The following is a 19342-nucleotide window of genomic DNA, read 5'->3' on the forward strand; positions in this document are numbered from 1 at the left end:
CTGTTTAGCTGACGGGATCTAGGTCCCACGAGCAGTTACGTTTTACCCCGGCTACCGTTATAATAAGACCATATAGAAAAAGGTCAACCAGAAATATTTTCTTTTCTGGATGACCTTATAATACGAAGAGGCAGTTTAGTTCAAGAAGAAATACATTTGTATTTATTACTTTGCATAAAAGTATGAGGTGAAAACAGTAATGCTTGAACATTTAATTCAAAATTGGAAAGTGTATTGTAAAAATGAAAACTTTGTAGGTATAGGTTCCACAAGGAAAGTTTATAGAATTGACGATTATGTTGTAAAAGTACATTTGCATACACTTGGATATAAACAATCACTTAATGAATTAAATATCTATACTTCAATGGTGGCTAAAGGTCTTGATATGTTACTCGCTCCAACATATTACGTTGATGAATCTATTTCTGTACAAAAATACTATCGACCTTTAGATCTTGAGGATAATCAAACCTACGAGATAAATGTACAAGAACATACATTTTTACTGCCAAATTTTTATGAACGTGTTTTACATATATTAGATCAAGACTTCGACTGTTTTGATTTAAAAGACAGTAGCAACTATGGCTTGAATAGTGATGGAAAAATTGTTTTTACGGATTATGGAATGACAAAAAGTTTATATGAACAGGAGTGGGTTCCTTTAGCTGAAGAAGGTGTTCTTCCCCAAATTCACTTTGATTTTTGCAACGTTTGTGGACTGGAAAAGGAGCTACGGATGTATGGAGAAGATGACAGGGACAATCGCTGTTATGAATGTGGTAAAGAGTAAAGAAAATTAGAATGCAGTGGTCCAGGAAGGAATACCTTCCTATTTATTGAATTCCTTATACGAACGGTGCAGGATAGTTAAAAAAGTAAACCAGCCAGGTTTTACACACATAAATGAAACTTTCCCCAAAATTTTACGTAATAATTAAGAAAAGGGGGAGTATTTGTGGAGAAGATTCTTAATATTGTTATAACTTTGGTTTTGATATTGGGAATAAACTATGTAGTATCCCATTTTTTAAATGCAGCCTTTATAGATTACTCTTTTTTTGTGGGACTTATAACTTCAATAATAATTGGATTTTTCACTTCCAGAGGTGGCCTTACTACTCAAAATAGCAATATGTTGATCCAAGCTCAAACTATGTATAAAATGGCACCTGAAAAATTTAAAATCAGACCAAACTTTGCGTTATATACTGCAATTGCCTATACCATTCTTTCTTTAATAACAATGATTCTTGTTTACAGAGATTATTTTTAATTTTGATTCTAATATCCTTACAATTTGAACAAAAGGAGCAGTAATCTTGAAGAGGAATTGTGGCTACATCAATAAAAAGGTGAAAACATTTATGATAGAAGCTCTAAGTAATTTCTTCGGTGCAATAGCTTCGGCTTTATGGGGCAAAAAATCTAAAAAAGAGAAAGTTAATAAATCATTCTAGATGGACAAATGGGTGTGTTTGAATGCGATGATCGATAAAGGATTAACGCATTTTTTGTTGAATTTCTTATTTAAGTAAAGATACAGGTGTCTTGAATAAATAGGAGGGTAATAAATGGAGCTTGTTATAGCAATATTAGCTGTTTTATCTTCTATAGGGATACTTTATTATATGGGGAAGTCTGGATTTAAATGGGGCGAGAACATCGACCAACAAGATGAAAAGGATAGGAAGTAACATTGAAAAAGGTAAGTATTAATAGCAAGGATGCATTGTTCTTGAAGAATAATGCAATTCCTTATTTAACATAAGATGCAGTTTAGTTTAAGAAAAAATGTTATTTTTTTGAAGTAATACCTTGCTTTATATAGTATTGTTTTTTATATTGGTTTAGGGGGTGTAAAATTTGGAGGTTAATAAGGAAGTTCTTAAAGGTCATATTGATACATTACTGCTGTCCTTACTAAATAGTAGAGATTTATATGGATATGAGTTAGCAAAACTTGTTCGTGAAAAGAGTGGAAACAGCTTTGAATTAAAAGAAGGGACAATGTATCTTTCTTTAAAAAGATTAGAGAAAAATAAATGGGTTGAATCCTATTGGGGAGATGAACAAGGACCAGGTGGGAGAAGGAAATATTATAAACTCACTGAATCAGGGAAGGATGGTCTGAAGGAAAAAAAGTTGGAATGGCAGTTTATAAAGAGCATTATGGACTCTTTTCTAAATGGGGGGGATTACATTGAAACAAATTGATGCATATATTGATGGAGTGTTCAAAAACGTGGATGCTAGTTCAGAGGAGATTTTAGATTTAAAGCAAGAAATGAAATCTCACTTGCTTGAAGCAGTATTCGAATTGAAGCTAGAAGGAAAATCCGAAAAAGAAGCGATAAAAATAGCAATTGAAAATTTCGGGGAGAGGAAACAGTTAATTAAGGGATTATCAGATTTTTATAATGTACATAAACGCTTTACACGTTACATTTTAATTACCGCTCTTGTTTCTATGATTGTTGCACTGTCATTTCTTATTTCTAGCTTAAATGAGGTGAAAAACTTCAGGGATCAAAAAAGCGAGGTAATGAATCAAGTATTTGTTACACTTAAAGATTCAAAGAACACTATGGAGGCTGCAAACGAAATAGTAAGTATTCAAACGGCTAGAAAAGGAACAATTAATAAAATTGCTGTTTTTAATATAAGTGACACGCCGGTCTTAGCCGAATTTTTGGCTGAAAATCCGTCCATCAAAAAAGAACCAGCAACTATTTATCCTATTAATTATAGTGATGCATCTATTGTGGTAGATGAAAGTGGTGAAATCACTGAAAAGGACAGTATCAAAACCAGTCAATATGATTTGGGTACGGTAGCTATGTCACAGGGGAATTGGATTGTCCAATATGAGTATGATTTTAAATCTCGGAATATTATCGAAAAAAATAACTCTTTAATATTGGGTAATTATATGGAAGTTTTTCCGTATGCTATTCTCTTCTTCTCTTTCTTTGCAATACTGATAACTATTTGGGCTATTCTTAAGAAATACCATACAAAATACTTCAACGGGATTTTTGAACTTTAAGGTTTTTAAAAACATCCTTCCTTTAAAATGGGGCACAAAATTACGGCCTCTTTTACCAACGGTTGCGTTGATCCAGTGAGGATTAACGCTTTTTTTGTGGAAGTATGGTTCAACAAGCTATGCATTTAGGTGATAATGGACTGATAGAATAAAGTACCATTAAAAGTCTTAATATATGGAGAAAAAAATTCCAGTCTTTTTTATTGAAAAAAGTGGAACCTTTTTCTTTTAAATGCATCTTACTTTTGAAAAATAAAAAAACAACAAATTGAACTGGGAGGTGCATTCTTGAATAAGAAGGAAGTTCTAGAAGTATGGATTGATAATTACACGCAACGTCTAGTTAGACTTGCTTATACTTACGTGAAAGATTGGCTAACAGCGGAAGACCAAGTACAAGAGGCATTCATAAAGGCATTTAATTCAATGGACCAATTAAAGAATAAAGAAGAGCCATTTCCTTGGCTTGCAAGAATTGTTATTAATGAATGTAAAAGTTCATTTAGAAAGTCCTGGCGAGAAATCATATCAGACTTTTTACCTGAAAAGAAGCAAGAAAGCAGTGAAGAATCATATATCCGAAGTGTTCAGGAAGAAGAAATTCATAATGCTGTCTATAATCTCCCTAAACATTATAGTTTACCTATTACACTCTTTTATTTTGAAGAACTTTCCATTCAACAAATATCAGAAGTTTTAAACCTTAATATTGGGACAGTAAAATCCAGGCTTGCTCGTGGTCGCCAATTATTAAGTAGGAAAATTGAGGAGGATGGATATGGAGGAAAGAGAATTAAAATCAGCAAAAACCTACTTTAAACATCAAGTAGATATTAAAAAATTTAAAAAAGATACATTTGAAAAATTAGAGAGAAATACTCATAACCAACTTACAATTATGGAAGTAAAGAGAAAGAAAAGATTCCCTAATTGGATTCTTGCTTCAGCTGCTTCAGTAATGATTATTGGTACAGTTTTTACTTTTGGTGGTACATATATTGCGGATGCTGCTGAAACATTAATCAACCAATTATTTGGTTCAAGAGAAAATTTAATGCAAGCTTATCCTGATGAGAATAAAGAAGAGTTTGATTTTTTTGAGCAATCTTTAACAATAGCAAAAGAGAATTTAACAAAAGAAGAGTTCAACCATTATAGTCAATTATTTAAAGAACAGACCGAGATATTTAGTAAGGTAGAAAAAGAAAATAGAGAATACCCTAGTGATGAAGAAGAAAAGAGATTGGACCAAATTCAAGCATCAATGCAAACTTATGAAGACAAATTTATTCCAATACAAGCCCAACAGATGGCAAGTTTCCCTTTCATTAAACCAACATATATACCTGAAGGATATAACAAAGTGTATGAAGGCTTCGATCAAAAAAAGAGCAGCGAAGAACCAAATACTTCATTCCAGTATAAAAATGGAGAATCATTTTTTCTGTTAGAACAGCATAATAAAAATCAAATAGCTTCTATAGAAGAGCCTGAGGCTGGTTATTTTAACACCTCTCCCGAATCATATTATTTAAATGAATTTGAGTTTGAATATTTTCCCCCTAAAGATGGATGGGGTGGTATGAGGGTGACTGTCCCTGAAGAAGGATACAAATTGATTTTGGCGGCCAATAATCTACTATCAAAAGAAGAAATGGAAAAAATACTTTTATCAATGATAGAAAGTAAATAGCTTTTCATAAAGTGGAAATATAAACTCGTATTAAAAAGTATAGCGATTGCAAATTAAAGCAATCGCTTTTACTTTTTAAAGTAACTGAGACAATAAAGGCTTAGTTTGTGAACAAATGTACTTAAACATAAGGGTGCTTATGTTGAATAAGAGCCATTATATCTAGGATCCGAAAAAACAATAAATAAAAAAATGGCGTGTCAAAACCGATGTCAGTTTACACGCCATTTTCATTGTCATTTAGAAGATTTGCACCCTAAAAAGGATCTGTTTACTTAAATAAATGGCCAAATTTCTGCTCATTAATGCGAGTGTCCAGATGTCATGACCCAGATGGAGCCTGCCACAATGACGACTGCAATGAAAGCTGAATAAATAATATTGATATTGTTTGTAACTTTATCATCGCCTTCGTTGATGTGCATGAACATATACAGCTGGATACCAGCCTGGACAATTGCCAGTGTGCCGATGATCCACATGACTGCCTTCATGGATAGGGAGCTTTGAAGGGCAATCCATGCTGCGCCGAACGTCAATACAAGTGACATGAAGAATCCGATGACATGGCTGATTGGGAAGCCTTTAGAATGATTATTCATATTACATCACCAACCCTCTTAGATATACGAAAGTGAAGATGAAAATCCAAACGACGTCAAGGAAGTGCCAGTATAGTCCAAAGATGAACGTCTTGCGGGCTGTCACTGGAGTTAGCCCTCTCTGCAGCATCTGGATGATCAACAGGATAGCCCAGCCGATTCCGATGGTGACGTGTAATCCATGCGTTCCAAGCAGGACGAAGAAACTGGAAAGGAATGCGCTTGTTTGCATCGTTGCACCTTCATGTACATAGTGCATGAATTCGCGGATCTCCATGAATAGGAAACCACCGCCGAGCAATAAAGTAAATACAAGCCACATCAGCATTCCTTTCATATTGCTGCGGCGCATCTCGAAAATCGAAATGCCCATTGTAAAACTGCTCGTCAATAGAAGGAAGGTTTGAATCAAAACGTCTTTTACGATAAAAATATCGCTCTGTGTTGGACCTCCCGCATGGCGGTCACCGAGGACACCATATACACCGAAAAGGGTAGCGAAAAGTACTATTTCTGCTCCAAGGAAGATCCAGAAGCCAAGGATGTTCATCCTGTTTTGTTCTGTCTGGTATTCAAGCGGCAAAGCGGCGTTGACTTTAGCTGACATGGTTCTTCACTCCTTTGTTCGCGCCTTTTCTCCATTTGCGTTCCGTTTCAGAGATTTCATCCTTGTGAACATGGAATCCTTCATCATAATCAAATGAACGGAAAGCCAAACCGGCAAATATTCCAAGTGCGGCAACCCCGGCAGCAATTGTCCATTCAAAAACAAGCAGGAATCCTGAGATACCGAATACTACACCCATATAGATCGGAATCCATGTATTGCTAGGCAAGTGAATTTCTTCAATCTCATCTTCACTGAGAGGCTGAATTTCATTGTTCTTTTTCATGTGCCAGAAAGCATCAAGCTTTGTTACTTCCGGAAGGGAAGCAAAATTGTAATGCTGTACAGGTGTAGCAGTAGCCCATTCAAGAGTTCTTGCATCCCAAGGGTCATTGCCGATGTTGCGGTCAGCATGGCGAGCACTCCAGTAAATATTGTAGACAAGGGCCGCAAAGCCTGCTGCAAGAATGACTGAACCTGCTGCAGAAAGCATCATCAATGGACCAAAGCCAGTTTCAGCTGAGTATGTGTATGCACGGCGGACCGCACCATCAAGTCCTAAGAAGAACATTGGCATGAATGTTACGTTGAAACCTACTACGAACAGCCAGAAATGCCATTTTCCGATTTTTTCATTCAGCATATAGCCGAACATCTTTGGCCACCAGTAATAAAGGCCGGCAAAGATCGGGAACACTACCCCAGGAATCAATACATAGTGGAAGTGCGCCACCAGGAACAATGTGTTGTGATACTGGTAATCGGCTGCAGCCATAGCAAGCATGACGCCAGTCACACCGCCGATGACAAAGTTAGGAACGAATGCAAGTGCCCAGAGCATGGATGTTGTAAACTTGATTCGCCCTTTTCTCATTGTGAACAGCCAGTTGAACACCTTCACTCCGGTCGGAATGGCTATCGCCATTGTTGTGATCGAGAAGAACGAGTTCACTGCGGCATTATTGCCCATAGTGAAGAAGTGGTGAACCCAAACAAGCATACTCAAGACAGATATCATTACAATGGAGATAACCATTGATTTATAACCGTAAAGCGTTTTGCGGGCGAACGTTGAGATAATATCTGACAGCATTCCGAAGGCTGGCAGAACGACAATATAAACTTCAGGGTGTCCCCATAACCAGAACAGGTTTGCCCAGAGCATGTCCATACCGCCTCCGGAAATCGTGAAGAAGTGAGTCCCGAATGTGCGGTCAAATGTCATCAATGCAAGTGCTACCGTAAAAATAGGGAAGCTCGCCACAATGATGATTGATGTAATGAATGATGTCCAGGTGAACATCGGCATTTTCATCAAGGTCATGCCTTTGGTTCTCATTTTTAACACTGTGACAACAAAGTTAATACCAGTCATCAAAGTACCGGCACCAGCAATTTGCAGGGCCACAGCATAGAAGTTATTCCCTATGCCCGGACTGAATTCTTTCCCGGCAAGAGGGAAGTAAGAAGTCCAGCCTGCATCTGGTGAACCACCGATAATGAATGAAATGTTAAAGAGCGCAGCACCGCTCACAGTCAGCCAGAAGCTAAGTGCGTTCAGCTGTGGGAAAGCAACATCGCGAGCGCCAATCTGCAATGGAACCGCAAAGTTCATGAGACCGATCAGCAGCGGCATCGCCACAAACAGGATCATGATGACACCGTGAGTTGTAAAGACTTCATTATAATGCTGTGCATTCAGGAATTCATTTTCAGGAACTGCCGTCTGGCCTTTCATCATCAATCCGTCAATACCACCGCGGAAAAACATCACGACACCAAGCAGGATATACATGATCCCAATTTTCTTGTGATCAACGGTTGTCAGCCATTCAGTCCAAAGGTAATTCCATTTTTTAAAGTAAGTGATTCCTGCTATGGCACCAACTAGCGTCAGAGCAATACCTATCTGTGATGCAAAAATCAGTGGATCGCCGGTTACGAAAAATTCATCCCATTTAATGCCCACTGTGCTCACCTCCGTGAGAATCCTCAGTTTCTGATTCTTTATGATTCATAGTTTCAGAGTCGTTTCCGTCTTTATTTTTGTAATTATTCTCGTCCTCAAAAATCTTTCCTGGCCAGCCATGTCCTCTGTCATACATTTCAGGGTTGGTGTAATTCTTTGAGTGAGGATCTGAATGATCGACCCATTCAAGATGCGTATTTGAGAACGTCTTCCGGCCAAAGTGTGATGGCTCAAGCATTTTTTCATACTCTTCAAGAGTCATTTTTGGTGCCGTTTCCTTTACGTCCTTAATCCATTGGTCGAAATCTTCCTGCGTCTGGGAAAGTACTTCGAATTCCATTCCTGCATAGCCCTGGCCATTGAAGTTAGTATTTCGGCCTACATATGAGCCAGGATTGTCAGCGACTAGGTATAACTGGGTCTCGGCATGGGCCATGGAATACTTTTGCCCGCCAAGCGCAGGTATCCAGAAGCTCTGCATCGTTCCGGCTGAAGTCAGCTTAAAGTCGATCGGACGGTCTTCAGGGATGTTCACATAGTTGACTGTCTCGATTCCTTGTTCTGGGTAGCTGAAGATCCATTTCCAGTCAGCGGACGTTACATTAATGACAAGCGGTTCTTTATCTTCGTAGCCTTTAGGTATTTCATCTATAGCATAAATTGTTTTGACAGTTGGGATGGTCAAAGCAACGATAATCAAAATTGGAATCACAGTCCAAATAATTTCCAATACTGTGCTGCCGTGTTCTTCAGGCGGCTCATAATCCATATTGTTTTTTCGCTCACGGTACTTCCAGACAATGAAAGCGAAAAGCCCGAATACAACCACTGTAACAAGCAGCATCAAAGCAATCGAAAAGTTGATTAGCTCAAGAATTTGCCTGGCGATTGGTCCCTCAGGGTTAAATACCACCATATTGTTTTCACAGCCGCTAAGCAACAGCATAGCCATGATCGAGGTGAGGGAGACCAAAAAAAGTTTTGATTTCTTCATCACTGCAGCTCCTTTCAAATTTCAACCTTGTTCATTTTATCACAAACTTATGTTCATTTGTTCACAATGTTGTCAAAAGTAAGCCGAAAATGAACGGTAAGTTGTGGCAAAAAAGGTGTGATAAATATCACACTGCTTTATTTGTAATCATTCTAACATGGAAATTGTTACGGATTTAAAGACAAATGTGAACAAATTATGAAAACAAAAAATGTCATCTTCGTGAATTTCGAACGGCAGATATTGACGAAAAAAAAACAGGGCCATATTGCAGGCCCTGTAAAGGTACTTCTTTTGTTTCTATTTTAAGATATCCTGTATGTTTCGATATAGGTCTCCAATGCTGGATGGAATTCTTTTTCGTAATGGGCAGATGGACAAACTTTTACAATAATTGTTTTGCTCTCAAGTTGTTTTTTCACTTTGAGGGTTGCGTCGCAGCGTGGGCATTTCTCTTTAAAAAAATTCATAGTTTGCACCTCCTATAATCCCTATGTGTTTAGTATGAATTAAAAGTGGTTATTTTTCAATGGTTAATAAGCCCAACTATGGTACGATGAAAGTGGAATGTGATCTGGTATTAATCGGAGTAGAGGTGTCAAAATGTTATTAGAGAATTTAACAGGAAAAAAGGCCATCATCACTGGTGCAAACAGTGGAATTGGCTATGAGGCTGCAAAGGACCTTTCTTCAAAAGGAGCATTTGTCATCCTGGCTGTTAGGAACATGGAAAAGGGCAAGGGAGCAGCAGAAGGCATCCTTCAGCGAAATCCCCAGGCAAAAATAAAACTTATGAAGCTTGATCTGGCAGACTTGCAAAGTGTCCGCGATTTCACCGAAGTCTTTATGAAAGAATTCGATTCTCTGGATCTTTTAATCAATAATGCCGGAGTCATGATTCCGCCTTATGGAAAGACTAAGGATGGTTTTGAACTTCAGTTTGGCAGCAATCACCTTGGTCATTTTGCGTTAACGGGACTCCTTTTGCCGATTTTAAAAACAACCTCCGAATCCAGAGTGGTGACTTTAAGCAGTATCGCCCATAGAGGAGCCAAAATAGATTTTGACAATTTAGATGGCTCAAAAGGTTATAAAGCTATGAAGTTTTATGGACAAAGTAAGCTGGCCAACCTTTTATTCGCCAAAGAGCTGGATAACCGTTTCAAACAGCATGGAATGGAGAGCATCAGTATTGCATGCCATCCGGGAATTTCAAATACGAATTTATTCCATTTAGGTAAAGGCGAAACTCCTGCATTCATGAAAGGGATGGTCAAATTCTTTTCCCAGCCTGCTGAAAAGGGAGCTGACCCAACCATTTATGCTGCTACTGAAGAAAGCCTGCAGGGCGGTGAATATATCGGCCCAAATGGAAGAGGGAATCGCAAGGGGAATCCAGCAATTGAAATTCCAGCAGCCGGTGTGTACAACAAGGAGACCATGGAAAAATTGTGGACAGTTTCTGAAGAATTAACAAATGTTAGATATACCTTTTAAAGGCTCTGATAACAGAGTCTTTTATTATATTAATATAATATTAATCGTGTAAGCGCTAACATATTCACTGAGATTGTCGTTATTCTAATTGGTATTTTATAGTTCATATATTGTTCAATATTTCACAAACTATTATTGTTTTATTGTGCTAATCTTTAAATAGAAAGAAGAAAAGGAGTGATTGAAATGATGTACTGCGAATTCAAACCATTCTCCACCGATACTGAGACCTATTCACAGGCAATGCTTGAGGAGCTGATCGGTGATGAATTCGAAGCAATGATGTTTAAGGATGATGAGAGAATTCCAGCCTATATCTGGACAATCAATTTTGTGGTTATTGTCAAAAGAAGTACGAAATTTCTAACAGACATCAGCTTTGAAAAAATCCCCAGGAATCCAGTTTGCGAGTGATTTTTTTTACAAACATTTGTAAAATACTTCACAAACAGAAGCTTTTTATTTACCCTTAAACAAAAAATATGTACTCATGGATAGCAAATTGAACAATCCTCCCAATTTCTTAAGGAGGTCCAGAAAAATGGGCACAGTTGAAAAAGTGGTTAAATCGCAACCTTCCGTTGCTGAAATGATTGATGGTTTAGTCGTGAAGGGATTGAACGCCTTAACAAAAATGCGTGAGCTTGATCAGGAAGCAGTAAACCAGATTGTGAAGGAAATGGCGCTGGCAGGACTAGATCAACATATGCCTCTCGCAAAGATGGCAGTTGAAGAAACAAAACGCGGAGTTTATGAAGACAAGATTATCAAGAACATGTTTGCTACTGAATATGTTTACCACAATATCAAGTATGATAAAACAGCTGGCATCATTGATGAAAATGACCATGAAGGCATGATTACCATTGCTGAGCCAGTTGGTGTGATTGCCGGAGTGACTCCTGTTACCAACCCAACCTCGACAACGATGTTCAAGGCCCTGATTTCCATCAAGACACGTAACCCAATCATTTTCGCCTTCCATCCATCTGCTCAAAAATGCAGCAGTGAAGCGGCAAAAATTCTCCGGGATGCAGCCATTAAGGCAGGAGCTCCTGAAGACTGTGTGCAATGGATCGAAAAGCCTTCGCTTGAAGCCACTCAGGCTTTGATGAACCATCCTAAGATTTCGATGATTTTGGCTACCGGCGGTGCAGGAATGGTGAAATCAGCATACAGTTCAGGCAAGCCCGCATTGGGCGTTGGTCCGGGCAATGTCCCTTGTTATATTGAACGGACAGCAAATGTGAAGAGGGCTGTCAATGATCTGATTTTATCCAAAACATTCGACAATGGGATGATTTGTGCTTCTGAGCAGGCAGTTATCATAGATAAGGAAATCTATCACGAGGTCAAATCTGAAATGGTTGCGAACAGCTGCTACTTTTTAAATGAGGAAGAAAGGATAAAAGTAGAAAAGCTTGTCATCAATGAACATTCCTGTGCAGTGAATGCTGATATAGTGGGAATGCCAGCACACAGAATTGCTGAAATGGCAGGCGTAGCAGTGCCGGAAGAGACAAAAATCCTTGTAGCCGAGCTTAAGGGTGTGGGGCCGCAATATCCTTTGTCACGTGAAAAATTGAGCCCGGTATTGGCTTGCTATAAAGTGAACGGAACGGAAGAAGGGCTGAAGCGTGCGGAAGAAATGCTGGAGTTCGGCGGCCTGGGCCATTCCGCTGTAATCCACTCGACAAGTGATGAGATTATAAAGTCATTTGGTCTGCGAATGAAGGCAGGGCGTATTATTGTCAATGCACCATCATCACAGGGCGCAATCGGCGATATCTATAATGCCTATCTTCCATCCCTGACCCTTGGCTGCGGAACATATGGAGGCAACTCGGTTTCCACAAATGTCGGTGCAGTCAACCTAATCAATGTGAAAAAAGTAGCGAGAAGGAATGTGAATATGCAGTGGTTTAAAGTGCCTTCTAAAATCTATTTTGAGAAGAACTCTACACAATACCTGGCAAAAATGCCTAAAATATCGAAGGCCTTCATTGTTACAGATCCAGGAATGGTAAAGCTTGGCTATGTAGATAAAGTTCTCTATCACTTAAGAAAGCGTCCGGATTATGTCCACTGTGAAATATTCTCAGAAGTTGAACCAGATCCGTCAATTGAAACCGTGATGAAAGGTGCCGAAATGATGGCGAGCTTCCAGCCGGATGTCATCATTGCTCTAGGCGGAGGGTCGGCCATGGACGCAGCGAAGGGGATGTGGCTGTTTTATGAATATCCAGAGGCGGACTTCCATGGGTTGAAGCAGAAATTCCTTGATATTCGCAAGCGAATTGTCAAATACCCACAGCTTGGCCGCAAAGCGCAATTTGTTGCCATTCCGACAACCTCGGGAACAGGGTCTGAAGTGACCTCTTTCTCGGTTATCACTGATAAAAAGGCGAACATCAAATATCCGCTCGCTGATTATGAGTTGACACCTGATGTGGCGATCGTCGACCCGCAATTTGTCATGACAGTGCCAAAGCATATTACTGCCGATACTGGAATGGACGTTCTGACACACGCAATAGAAGCATATGTAAGCTGCATGGCCAATGACTATACCGACGGACTTGCCATTAAGGCCATTCAACTTATATTTGAATATCTCCCTAGAGCGTACCGAAACGGACAGGATGAAGTGGCCCGCGAGAAAGTGCACAATGCTTCAACGATTGCAGGTATGGCGTTTGCCAACGCATTCCTCGGAATCAACCATAGCCTTGCACACAAGCTTGGAGCTGAATTCCATATTGCGCACGGCCGTTCAAATACAATCCTGATGCCGCATGTCATCCGTTATAACGCAACTAAACCGAAAAAGTTCACTGCTTTTCCAAAATATGAAAGCTTTGTCGCAGACCAGCGTTATGCTGAAATCGCCCGTATTCTCGGCTTGCCTGCACGTACTTCCGAAGAAGGTGTCGAAAGCCTTGTCCAGGCAATCATCAGGCTGGCAAACGAAATGGAGATCCCGATGAGCTTAGAAGCAAACGGAGTAGACAAGGCCGAATTCGAGGCGAAGGTCGACCAGCTTGCAGACCGCGCATTTGAGGACCAGTGTACAACGGCCAACCCTAAGCTTCCGTTAGTATCTGATCTTGCAGAAATCTATCGTTCAGCCTATAAAGGAGTTTAATAGTATAAAAAGGAGTGGAATCACCTGATTCCACTCCTTTTTTTCATATAACACCCTCCGCCATTCACGATTGGTTCTAAATTCCCAGTAAATATAGTAATAATTTAACTAGTTTTTATTTTCAAAATATTATATTATTTATCCTGGTTTACAATTTTCCAATCCAGGAGGTAATGTATGAAGAAAAAGCCCTATCTATCAATTGCTTTAGTTGCTGGTCTAGCTGTAAGTACCTTTGGCGCCCAAGCCATATATGCGGAACCCGCAAAAACTGCGCAGCAAGTGCAGCCATTCAATGTATTTGACAACAAGGTGCTCGACAAAATCAATGTTGAGAATATTTACAACAATATTGATTATCTTTCAAAGACCCCTCGTGTTGCCGGTACTGAAGCTGAACATAAAGCGATTCAATATGTTAAAGAGCAATTTGAATCATATGGTTATGAAACAGAACTTCAGGAGTTTACTTTCTATGGATATACCGCTCCACATACTGTAAAGCTATCGATTGATGGTTTTGCAGATGAAATCAAACCGAAATCATTTACATACGGAATGGACGGGAATGTCTCTGGTGAATTGGTATATGCCGGTTTAGGACAAGCAGCGGATTTTGAAGGAAAAGATTTAACAGGTAAAATCGCTTTGATTCAGCGTGGAGCTATTTCATTTGCAGATAAAGTTCTAAATGCTGCAGCGCATGGTGCTTCAGGTGTCATTATCTATAACAATGCACCCGGAGAGCTGAACGGAACATTCGGGACTCCAAATGAAAACTATGTTCCAGCTGTAGCCATTTCTCAGGAAGCCGGACAAGCATTATTTGACAAGCTTATGAATGGTGAAATCTTGAACGGAGCGATTCAAATTGAGGGTGCAGAAGGCGGCATAAGGACGTCATACAATGTAGTCGCCAAGAAAGCACCTACAAATAAAAATAAATCAACAGACGGAATCCTTGCTTTGGGAGCTCACCATGACTCAGTCCCTGGTGCACCCGGTGCGAATGATGATGCATCGGGCACTGCAATGACTCTTGAATTGGCGCGCGTCATGAAGGATCTGCCGACAAATATGGAAATGCGGTTCATTACGTTCGGAGCAGAAGAACTAGGTTTGATTGGTTCCCGTTACTATGTCAGCCAACTGCCTAAAGAGGAAAAAGAAAGGTTTGTCGGATATTTCAATATGGATATGGTTGGCAGCAGAGATGCCGGCGATTTGGTCATCAATACAGTCGATGGCAGCCAAAACATCGTTTCACAAACAGCTCAGGCATCAAGTGCCCGTCTAAATGGTGAACCGACACCAATCCAGACAGGAGGCAGCAGCGACCATGTTTCATTTTATGAGGGTGGAATCGCCTCCGGATCCTTCATCCACAGACCGCTTGAACCATGGTATCATACACCTGAAGATACAATTGATAAAATCAGCAAGGAAAAATTGCAGGATGTAGCTGAGATTGTGGGCACTGCCGTCTATGATATTGTACGTCCAGAGAATCAGGGGCCAAAAGCCAATAGGGGAGTAGAGCGAAAAGTACCACACTTATATTATGAGCAGGATATTAAATAATTGTATTTAAACTTCAGGTTAACCCTTGGTATGGGTTAACCTGATTTAATTTTACCCAGAAAGCTATTTATGGTGTCTTACAAGGTTATGATATGAAATCATTCAACCTATGAAGCCGTAAATTTTTTCATATACCATGATTCTTTATGAGCAAACTAGGATATCGAATGGAAGAGGGTATCTGGGCAAAATAAAAAGAAGGTCCCTAAGGAACCTTCTTTTTTCAACAAGACTAATATTATAGTTTTGTTACGTTAGCAGCTTGTGGTCCGCGAGCGCCTTGCTCAACGTCGAAAGATACTTTTTGACCTTCGTCTAATGATTTGAAGCCTTCAGATTGGATAGCAGAGAAGTGTACGAATACGTCGTCTCCACCTTCGCGCTCGATGAATCCAAAACCTTTTTCTGCGTTAAACCATTTTACTGTACCTTGTTCCATTACTGTTACCTCCTAGTGCAATTCGCACAAATGTTACTATCCTTGCCCAAAGTGATCATTAAGACGAAATAATTTCTATCCTTTACACCGAACAAAAATAATTCTATTTCATCATATCAGATACTGGAATCAATAGCAAACACAAACAAGAGATTTCGTCCTATTGTCCTATCTTGAGCAAGTGTTCCTTTTAAATATCATACAGATAACCTGGTTTTTTCTACCTTTTGAATGATGTAAAACTTCTTGACCATTGTTTTTTCCTTCAGGACTCGGAATCAGTAGAATGTCCATCTAAAAAAAACAAATAATAAAAGGAAAAGGAGGGTGAGGATATTGGGAAAATGGAATGAACAGGGTGCACCTAATAATAATTTGTCTGCAGAAACAATAGCGAGTTCCAAGCTTGTAGGAAAAGAAGGGCTGGAGGCGCACGAGTTTTCGGAAGAACTTTCGGACGGAGGAGAAAGGAATAAAGCTATCGACAAACAATTAAAGGAACACCAGCCAGGAATGTAAACAAGAAAGAAATGAAGGCAGGAATGAAAAAAGAGAATCGATACATGGATAAAAGGGGAGACTTCACCGCACACTCTGAGGGTGTGGCTGATTATCCTAAACGGCCGGAACACCGGACGATCAATCAGAATAGTAAGAAGAAATGAATTGAAAAGTTGCCGGGCTCTTGGATGCCAGGCAACTTTTCTTCTATTAAATAGAGAGTCGTTTTCAAAGCAACCCTTCTGGATGCCTTAAATTTCAACTCCATTTTTTTCTTTGTAAAATTCAATTTCAAATCCAAGGTCTTGAAGCATTTTATGGTCAGCAGTTGTATCTTGGCCTGCTGTTGTCAGATAATCGCCAACAAAAATTGAATTGGCAGGATAAAGACCTAAAGGCTGTAAGCTTCTGAGGTTAACCTCCCGGCCTCCTGAAATCCTGATTTCTTTTGATGGATTAATGAATCGCATCAGGCATAGGACTTTTAGACAGTACCGGGGATTTAATTCATCGGTCCCTTCAAGCGGGGTACCCTCAATTGCATGGAGGAAATTAACCGGAATGGAATCGGCATCTAGAACCTTAAGGCTCCTCGCCATGTCAACGACATCCATCTTTGATTCCCTCATTCCAATAATAACCCCGGAGCAGGGAGAAATTCCGCTGCTTTTAATCAGTTCAACCGTATTAACTCGATCTTGATATGTATGTGATGTCGTGATTGACTCATGATGGCTTGCAGATGTATTAAGATTGTGATTATATCGATCCACACCAGCAGCTTTGAGCTTTTCTGCCTGAGATGGTTTAAGGATTCCAAGGCATGCGCATACTTTAAGGCCAAACTTTTCTTTAATTTCCTGAACAGCCGAAGATACTGTATCAAGTTCCTTTTCGCTTGGCCCTCTGCCGCTGGCTACAATACAATAAGTACCTGCGTTGAGATTGTAAGCTTGTTCAGCACCCTGGAGGATGGTTTCTTTGTCCATCATTCGATACTTATCGATAGGGGCACTCGAGATACTTGATTGCGCACAGTAGCCGCAGTTTTCAGGGCATAAGCCTGACTTTGTATTAATAATCATATTAAGCTTAACTTTATTGCCAAAATGATGGTGGCGAATTGTGTATGCAGCCTGGAGCAATTCCAGCAGTTCTTGGTCCGGACAATCCAGTATACTCAGTGCTTCTTCATCCGTCAGTTCGTCGCCTTCAAGAACGCTAAATGCTAACCTTTTCCAGTATGACATCAAGAACCCCCCCTATGTTTGTTTTAAGCCGCTTTTCTTAAATGTTTAAAGTTCGCCTTTGACAATACTGTTTTTTCCAGTCTGTGACCCATCATACCAGCAAATACAGAAAGGAGGATGTCTTTCGGAAGAGGAGCAACCATCCAAAGCCATGCCATTTTATACGTAAATCCTTCTGGAGCAGCAGCCCAGAATTTATAAGCAAAATACATCCAATTTGTACCGAAAACATAATTAATAATAAGTCCGGCCAGTGAGGCCATGATGAACGCAGAAAGTGACCGATGCTTCTCAACCATTTTGCCTGCAACATAGGCTGTTAAAATAAATGAAAGAATAAATCCGAAGGTTGGACTAATCACTGTAGAAAAGCCCGCACCGAATCTAGCAAAGATCGGTACGCCGACCAAACCTACGAGAGCGTAGACAGTCATTGATATGGCTCCCAGCCTGCTTCCCAGGATAATCCCTGCCAAAATCGCAAAGAAGGTTTGAAGAGTGATTGGTACTCCACCCACAACCATAAAAGGTACAAACGAAGTAATATTTGCTCCAATCGCCATAAGACCGACGAACATGGAAGCAAGAGTGAGATCAAGCGCTTTAAACTTCATGTTAATAGCTCTCCTTTTCTATAATATAAATTCAGAATAAACTTTCCGAATTATTTATGTCAACCAAAAATTATTTAAGTTAACATTTATATAAAAAGAGAAACCAAAACACTTTTGCCATTACAAGTATTTAATTTATAATTGTCATTATGATCTTCCAGCAATGACAGGGGATGGTAATATGGAAACAATCCAATCATGCAGCGAAATAGTTGCCAAAGCAAAAAATATTGTTGTGTTGACTGGTGCAGGAATAAGTACAGAGTCTGGTATTAGAGACTTTCGTTCACGAACAGGAATCTATAATCATGCTCCGGAATATATCCTTTCAATGGATTATTTTCATGAGCATCCAATGGCCTTTTATGAATTTGCTTTCTCTAATCTTTACCATCCGAAGGCCTTGCCAAATAAAGGCCATCGTATTCTGGCAAAATGGGAGCAGGAAGGGCGTATTGATTGTATCATCACTCAAAATATTGATGGACTGCATCAAAAAGCAGGGAGCAAGAATGTTATAGAATTCCACGGAACGATGAAAACAGCAACTTGTCAAAATTGCGGTCAAAAGTATAGTGCAGATGATTTATTAATTAGGAAGCAGACAGATGAAAAATTTTTTGTTTGCAGGGAATGTGAGGCCGATCGAGATTTATTCCATCTTATAAAACAAGATGTGGTTTTGTTTGGAGATGCGGGTGAATGGTTTACACCTGAGGGATTCGAAAAAATCTTAAATAGAATTGCTGAAGCCGATTGTTTACTCATTTTAGGCACTAGCCTAAGAGTAACGCCGTTTTCTGCATTTCCTCAATATAAAAACAAAAATATTCCCATGATCATCATTAATAAAGGTGACACACCATATGACTATGACAATGACACCTATGTCATCCAGCATTCCATTGGAAGATGTTTAAGTGAAATTGATGATTACCTAAAAAATTAAAAATGGTGCACGGTTATCCGTGCACCAGAAATCATCTTATGCGGTTATGCATTTCCCGTTCAGGCAGCGGTCTGTCTATATCCAGCTGTTTATCTGTTTCAATTCCCGGATTTTCGGATGGATCATCCTCGTAATCCTTAAATGCTGATTCTCCCACATCCAGTTCTCCAGGACTGAAAGCATTAACAGGGTATTCCTTCGTCTTTTTCTTATCGAAGTTATAGCCTGAAATAGAACTATTGACCAGGTTTTGGTTTTTCTCCTTGATGCCTTCGATTGAATCTATCATTTCTTTTTCATTTTTATATGATTTAAGGATATGCTTTTTCTCGATTTCCATATCGATCAGCCTCCTAACGGTTTTACTTACATATACCCAATATAATACTCGTTTTAACTTTTTGTATTTTTTACCAGAATGGTCTTTTTGTTCTTCCAATCTGGTAAAC

General features: G+C 39.4%; 23 protein-coding genes. 14 read left to right on the forward strand and 9 right to left on the reverse strand.

All coding sequences use genetic code 11. From position 1 onward, the window contains the following. The first annotated feature begins 199 nt into the window (after positions 1-199). From M3593_RS00005 to M3593_RS00030, 7 genes are all read left to right on the forward strand, one after another. On the forward strand, positions 200-796 hold the full coding sequence (locus M3593_RS00005; protein ID WP_251540011.1) for a protein kinase: 597 nt from the start codon (positions 200-202) through the stop codon (positions 794-796). A 165-nt stretch (positions 797-961) separates the two neighbouring features. Then, a complete protein-coding gene (locus M3593_RS00010; RefSeq protein WP_251540013.1) occupies positions 962-1279 on the forward strand; it encodes a hypothetical protein in 318 nt (105 codons plus the stop codon). Between the two features lie 298 nt (positions 1280-1577). Beyond that, positions 1578-1700, forward strand: a complete 123-nt coding sequence (locus M3593_RS23920) for a hypothetical protein (RefSeq protein ID WP_260983539.1) — start codon at positions 1578-1580, stop codon at positions 1698-1700. A gap of 169 nt (positions 1701-1869) precedes the next feature. Next, entirely contained in the window at positions 1870-2220 is a 351-nt protein-coding gene (locus M3593_RS00015; protein ID WP_251540015.1) for a PadR family transcriptional regulator, read from the forward strand. After that, positions 2207-3052 (forward strand): permease prefix domain 1-containing protein, encoded by an 846-nt coding sequence (locus M3593_RS00020; protein WP_251540017.1) that lies wholly within the window; start codon positions 2207-2209, stop codon positions 3050-3052. The genes M3593_RS00015 and M3593_RS00020 overlap by 14 nt, the downstream gene beginning before the upstream one ends. 288 nt (positions 3053-3340) lie before the next feature. Next, positions 3341-3871, forward strand: coding sequence for a sigma-70 family RNA polymerase sigma factor (locus M3593_RS00025; RefSeq protein ID WP_251540020.1), 531 nt, complete (start codon positions 3341-3343; stop codon positions 3869-3871). Beyond that, positions 3831-4745: a DUF4367 domain-containing protein gene (locus M3593_RS00030; protein ID WP_251540022.1), complete on the forward strand. Its 915-nt coding sequence runs from the start codon at positions 3831-3833 to the stop codon at positions 4743-4745. Before M3593_RS00025 ends, M3593_RS00030 begins: the two co-directional genes overlap by 41 nt. Before the next feature lie 302 nt (positions 4746-5047). Here M3593_RS00030 and qoxD read toward each other — a convergent pair whose 3' ends face one another. From qoxD to M3593_RS00055, 5 genes are all read right to left on the reverse strand, one after another. Further along, a complete protein-coding gene (gene qoxD / locus M3593_RS00035; RefSeq protein WP_251540023.1) occupies positions 5048-5347 on the reverse strand; it encodes a cytochrome aa3 quinol oxidase subunit IV in 300 nt (99 codons plus the stop codon). 1 nt (position 5348) lies between these two features. After that, complete coding sequence (gene qoxC / locus M3593_RS00040; protein WP_251540025.1) at positions 5349-5954, reverse strand: cytochrome aa3 quinol oxidase subunit III; 606 nt, start codon at positions 5952-5954, stop codon at positions 5349-5351. Beyond that, the gene (gene qoxB, locus M3593_RS00045; RefSeq protein WP_251540026.1) at positions 5944-7923 is read right to left on the reverse strand and encodes a cytochrome aa3 quinol oxidase subunit I; all 1980 of its coding nucleotides are present in this window, start codon (positions 7921-7923) and stop codon (positions 5944-5946) included. Before qoxB ends, qoxC begins: the two co-directional genes overlap by 11 nt. Further along, positions 7913-8917 carry a cytochrome aa3 quinol oxidase subunit II gene (qoxA, locus tag M3593_RS00050; RefSeq protein ID WP_251540028.1) on the reverse strand — a complete coding sequence of 335 codons (1005 nt, stop codon included), beginning with the start codon at positions 8915-8917 and terminating at the stop codon, positions 7913-7915. The genes qoxB and qoxA overlap by 11 nt, the downstream gene beginning before the upstream one ends. A gap of 305 nt (positions 8918-9222) precedes the next feature. Continuing rightward, the gene (locus tag M3593_RS00055) at positions 9223-9387 is read right to left on the reverse strand and encodes a hypothetical protein (protein ID WP_251541290.1); all 165 of its coding nucleotides are present in this window, start codon (positions 9385-9387) and stop codon (positions 9223-9225) included. A gap of 133 nt (positions 9388-9520) precedes the next feature. On the opposite strand from M3593_RS00055, the gene M3593_RS00060 reads away from it, so the two are divergent. The 4 genes from M3593_RS00060 (at position 9521) to M3593_RS00075 (ending at position 15140) form a co-directional block, all read left to right on the forward strand. Next, positions 9521-10414 carry an oxidoreductase gene (locus M3593_RS00060; protein WP_251540030.1) on the forward strand — a complete coding sequence of 298 codons (894 nt, stop codon included), beginning with the start codon at positions 9521-9523 and terminating at the stop codon, positions 10412-10414. Positions 10415-10600: 186 nt separating this feature from the next. Further along, positions 10601-10828, forward strand: a complete 228-nt coding sequence (locus M3593_RS00065; RefSeq protein ID WP_251540032.1) for a hypothetical protein — start codon at positions 10601-10603, stop codon at positions 10826-10828. 127 nt (positions 10829-10955) lie between these two features. Continuing rightward, entirely contained in the window at positions 10956-13559 is a 2604-nt protein-coding gene (adhE, locus tag M3593_RS00070; RefSeq protein ID WP_285847860.1) for a bifunctional acetaldehyde-CoA/alcohol dehydrogenase, read from the forward strand. A gap of 177 nt (positions 13560-13736) precedes the next feature. Further along, a complete protein-coding gene (locus tag M3593_RS00075; RefSeq protein WP_144480938.1) occupies positions 13737-15140 on the forward strand; it encodes a M28 family peptidase in 1404 nt (467 codons plus the stop codon). 238 nt (positions 15141-15378) lie between these two features. On the opposite strand, the gene M3593_RS00080 is transcribed toward M3593_RS00075, so the two are convergent. After that, complete coding sequence (locus M3593_RS00080; protein WP_044392209.1) at positions 15379-15579, reverse strand: cold-shock protein; 201 nt, start codon at positions 15577-15579, stop codon at positions 15379-15381. Between the two features lie 336 nt (positions 15580-15915). On the opposite strand from M3593_RS00080, the gene M3593_RS00085 reads away from it, so the two are divergent. Together M3593_RS00085 and M3593_RS23925 are read left to right on the forward strand one after the other, a co-directional pair. Beyond that, entirely contained in the window at positions 15916-16098 is a 183-nt protein-coding gene (locus M3593_RS00085) for a hypothetical protein (RefSeq protein ID WP_251540034.1), read from the forward strand. A 23-nt stretch (positions 16099-16121) separates the two neighbouring features. After that, positions 16122-16244 carry a hypothetical protein gene (locus M3593_RS23925; RefSeq protein ID WP_260983676.1) on the forward strand — a complete coding sequence of 41 codons (123 nt, stop codon included), beginning with the start codon at positions 16122-16124 and terminating at the stop codon, positions 16242-16244. A gap of 87 nt (positions 16245-16331) precedes the next feature. Here the strand turns inward: M3593_RS23925 and bioB are convergent, their stop codons facing one another. Together bioB and M3593_RS00095 are read right to left on the reverse strand one after the other, a co-directional pair. Next, on the reverse strand, positions 16332-17330 hold the full coding sequence (gene bioB, locus M3593_RS00090) for a biotin synthase BioB (protein WP_144480942.1): 999 nt from the start codon (positions 17328-17330) through the stop codon (positions 16332-16334). 23 nt (positions 17331-17353) lie between these two features. Continuing rightward, complete coding sequence (locus M3593_RS00095) at positions 17354-17944, reverse strand: biotin transporter BioY (RefSeq protein ID WP_144480944.1); 591 nt, start codon at positions 17942-17944, stop codon at positions 17354-17356. Between the two features lie 181 nt (positions 17945-18125). Between M3593_RS00095 and M3593_RS00100 the strand changes: the two genes are divergently transcribed. After that, positions 18126-18893: an NAD-dependent protein deacylase gene (locus M3593_RS00100; RefSeq protein ID WP_251540036.1), complete on the forward strand. Its 768-nt coding sequence runs from the start codon at positions 18126-18128 to the stop codon at positions 18891-18893. 31 nt (positions 18894-18924) lie between these two features. On the opposite strand, the gene M3593_RS00105 is transcribed toward M3593_RS00100, so the two are convergent. Next, positions 18925-19233, reverse strand: coding sequence for a hypothetical protein (locus tag M3593_RS00105; RefSeq protein ID WP_144480948.1), 309 nt, complete (start codon positions 19231-19233; stop codon positions 18925-18927). Between the last annotated feature and the right edge of the window lie 109 nt (positions 19234-19342).

This window comes from Mesobacillus sp. MER 48, assembly GCF_023714225.1.
Classification (GTDB): Bacteria; Bacillota; Bacilli; order Bacillales; family Cytobacillaceae; genus Mesobacillus; species Mesobacillus oceanisediminis_A.